3 protein-coding genes and 1 pseudogene are annotated in these 3,175 nt (G+C 51.2%); 3 read left to right on the plus strand and 1 reads right to left on the minus strand.

Annotation, left to right across the window (positions count from 1 at the left end; genetic code table 11):
• From DXZ20_RS37560 to DXZ20_RS18035, 3 genes and pseudogenes are all read left to right on the plus strand, one after another.
• A pseudogene (locus DXZ20_RS37560) lies at positions 1–436 on the plus strand (hypothetical protein); the annotation flags it as partial.
• 64 nt (positions 437–500) lie between these two features.
• Positions 501–1,220, plus strand: coding sequence for a rhomboid family intramembrane serine protease (locus tag DXZ20_RS18030; protein WP_163660394.1), 720 nt, complete (start codon positions 501–503; stop codon positions 1,218–1,220).
• Positions 1,221–1,323: 103 nt separating this feature from the next.
• Positions 1,324–2,673, plus strand: coding sequence for an efflux RND transporter periplasmic adaptor subunit (locus DXZ20_RS18035; RefSeq protein ID WP_163699644.1), 1,350 nt, complete (start codon positions 1,324–1,326; stop codon positions 2,671–2,673).
• Positions 2,674–2,721: 48 nt separating this feature from the next.
• Here the strand turns inward: DXZ20_RS18035 and DXZ20_RS18040 are convergent.
• The coding region (locus DXZ20_RS18040; protein ID WP_348918706.1) for a four helix bundle protein at positions 2,722–3,175 on the minus strand (454 nt) is incomplete at its 5' end.

The raw sequence follows: 3,175 nt of genomic DNA on the forward strand, positions 1-3,175 counted from the left end.
TGATCCCCGGCTGCATTGGCAAACTCAGAATTTTTGTAACAAACCGGCGACAAAACTTTATAATGCATGGTTAGCAGGAATTCCAGCTATTTTAGGCAGGGACAGTGCCTACTGGGCAGAACGTCAAAGTTCCCTTGATTATCTAGAGGCTAATTCCCTCTGGCAGGTGTTAGAACAGTTAACCTGTTTGCGGGATAATTCTAACTTACGTCAGGCGATGGTGACCCATGGGTATCAGCGGGCCCTGGCCTATACGCCCCAGGCCATTACTCAGCGTTGGGTGTCGTTGTTGAACCGGGTGGCGGTACCTGCCTATGAGTATTGGTGCGGACAACCAGAATTACAACAAACAATAGGGTTGTTGAGATCGCAATCCCCCTCTCTTCCAAATCGTCTGCAACGACAAGCGAAAAAACTTTTGCGTCGATCTTCATAAACTAGGGCTGTCCTGTCTACAGGTAGCTGATATCTTGTAAGCAAGTGGTATCTCTTGGTGCAGCGTGGTCCCTATTCGTGATGAAAACCCGGTTCAGATTACGCCCTACGTAACCTACGGACTAATCACCCTCAACGTTTTCGTCTTTCTCTACGAACTCACGCTGTCGTCCCCCATGGAACTGACCGCCTTCTTCCACACATGGGCCGTAGTTCCAGAGCAGCTAACCGTCAGTTTCTTTGGTGATGGGAGCATCCCGTTTGACATCTACGAATGGTCCACCCTATTCACTAGCCAATTTATCCATGCCGGTCCCCTACATCTGGCTGGCAACATGCTGTACCTATGGATTTTTGGCAATAACGTAGAAGAACAGCTGGGGCGGGCTCGCTATCTGTTGCTCTATCTGGGTTGTGGTGCCCTGGCAGCCTTGACCCAATGGTACTTTGGTATGTTTTCTGACATTCCGTCCTTGGGAGCCAGCGGTGCGATCGCAGGTGTGATGGGAGCCTATATTTTCAAATTTCCCACGGTTCGGATCGTAACAATTGTGCCTCTGGGATTCCTGTTCTTGCCCTTCAGAATTCCAGCCATATTCTATTTAGGCATCTGGTTTCTACAGCAAGCGGCCTATGGTGTTGCCAGTCTCAGTATCCCCACTAATGTTGGCATGGCAGATGGGGGTATTGCCTACTGGGCCCATGCAGGCGGATTTGTATTTGGGGCTATCTTGGGACCAGCCCTGGGGTTATTCAGTTCTAACGAAGAGACTCAGCAAGGGTAGAACCGACTATCATCTTTCTGTGAGATTTCTCTGTAACACTGCATAGCAAGGTTTTGAAGCATTGAGCTGATACCTATCACGCAGTGTTACAGAGGTTTTGGAGATGTCCTCGGACTTTGATTTAGCGACCTTAGCTCGTCCTGGGAAGTATGAGAAAGAGCATAATTGGCGAGATCACTGGCTCCCATGGTTGTTGATAGGTATTCTGGCTGGGGGTGGATTGGTTTGGTTTATCAATCGAGACAGCAGCGAAACCGTCGTCCCAGAGACTGTTGCCCAAGGACCACCGCCACGACCAGTGGAAGTAACAAGATTAACGACGGGAGAGGGTATCCGATCAGTTGAACTCATCGGTCAAGTTGAGGCGAGAACGAGTGCGACGGTGCGATCGCAAACCCCAGGCGTTGTACAACAAATTTTGGTTGAGCCGGGAGACCCGATCAACGTCGGTGCAACCATTGCAGTCCTCGATGACTCTGACCAACGCCTAGCCCTTTCCCAAGCCCAGGCGACTCTCGCCTCTGAGCGTAGCAATCTAGCCGAGTTAGAAGTCGGCACCCGGCCCGAGATTATTGAACAACGCCGAGCCCTATTGCAGTCAGCTCAGGCCAGGGAAGCAGAAGCTTTAGACAATCTACAGCGAACGCAAGAATTAGTAACTGTGGGCGGTCTACCTCAGCGATCGTTAATTGAAGCTCGAACTGCTGTTGCTGATGCCCAGGCATCGCGCTTAGAAGCCGCCGCTGTCCTCGCCGAAGCCACCGCAGGCCCTACCGCCGAAGAAATTGCGGCCCAGCGTGCCATTGTCACCGCTAGTCAGACCGCTGTGGATCAAACCCATCTCGAAGTTAGTCGCACACAAATTCAGGCAACCACGGCTGGAACTGTTGAGGAGCGCATGGCTAATGTAGGAGACTACTTGGAGATCGGCGATCCAATTCTGTCGATGGTTGACCGCTCTGACCTGGATATTTTTCTCGAAATTCCTGAGGATCTTGCGGGTCAAATTACGCCAGGGTTAACTGTTGAACTCACCTCCCGTGCTTTACCTGAGTGGCAGGGGCAAGGTGCGATCGCAGGTATCATCCCCACCGCTGATGAAGCCTCACGACGCCAGCAAGTTCGGCTTCAGCTAGCCAATCCACCCACCGGATTACTGCCCGGTATGGCCATCCAAGGCACCTTAGAGCTGGCAAGCAATACCTCCGGCTTTATCCTTTCCCGTGATGCCCTTGTTCAAAGGGCTGAAGAATGGATTGTCTTTTCAGTTACTGACGACCAAGCACAGGCCATCGAAGTTGAAATTGTGGCTGATATGGGGACATCTGTGGCGGTTACGTCTGATCAGCTTGAAGAGGTTCAATCAATTGTTGTGCGGGGGGCTGAGGGGTTGCAGGATGGGGCAACGGTAAATGTTACGGATGATCGATCGGCGGGTGAAGAGGGTGGGTAGGTGTTATTTGTTCCTTGTTATTGGGTATTGGGTCTTTGTTATTTGTTTTTAGTTTTTGGAGATCATTTTGGTGATGGCGTTGCGGTAGGCGTTGAGTTTGGGGGCAAGTTTTGTGATTAGAGGCTGCAGTTTGGCAGTTTGTTCGGTGGTTAGCAGGTCGCGACAATGAGCGCGTCGTAACCAATGCTGAGTTTCTGTTAGAGAGCCTCGGGCGATATTGATAAAACGTCGATTGTCCCGAAAACTTCCCCGCCCATTCCCCTCAGCCAAGTTAGCCCCGATACTATCTGCCGCCCGCACCAGTTGTTTCCCAACCGTATCTTTCGCAAAAAAATCCCAACCAGCAACAATCCTCCAAACCTCATCAGCTAACTCCTCCGCCAACTGATAAACCTCCAACTCCTTAAACCCCCTACCCATGTAACCTCCACCAGCCCCCCAATAACCAATAACCAATAACCAATCCAAACCCAAAATGCCCCAATCCACCCCCCCACCCCCA

This window comes from Adonisia turfae CCMR0081 (assembly GCF_011009555.1).
GTDB lineage: Bacteria > Cyanobacteriota > Cyanobacteriia > Phormidesmidales > Phormidesmidaceae > Leptothoe > Leptothoe turfae.

Coding starts and splice junctions, on each gene's coding strand:
- DXZ20_RS18035 (WP_163699644.1), top strand. CDS start 1,324: ATGTCCTCGGACTTTGATTTAGCGACCTTAGCTCGTCCTGGGAAGTAT.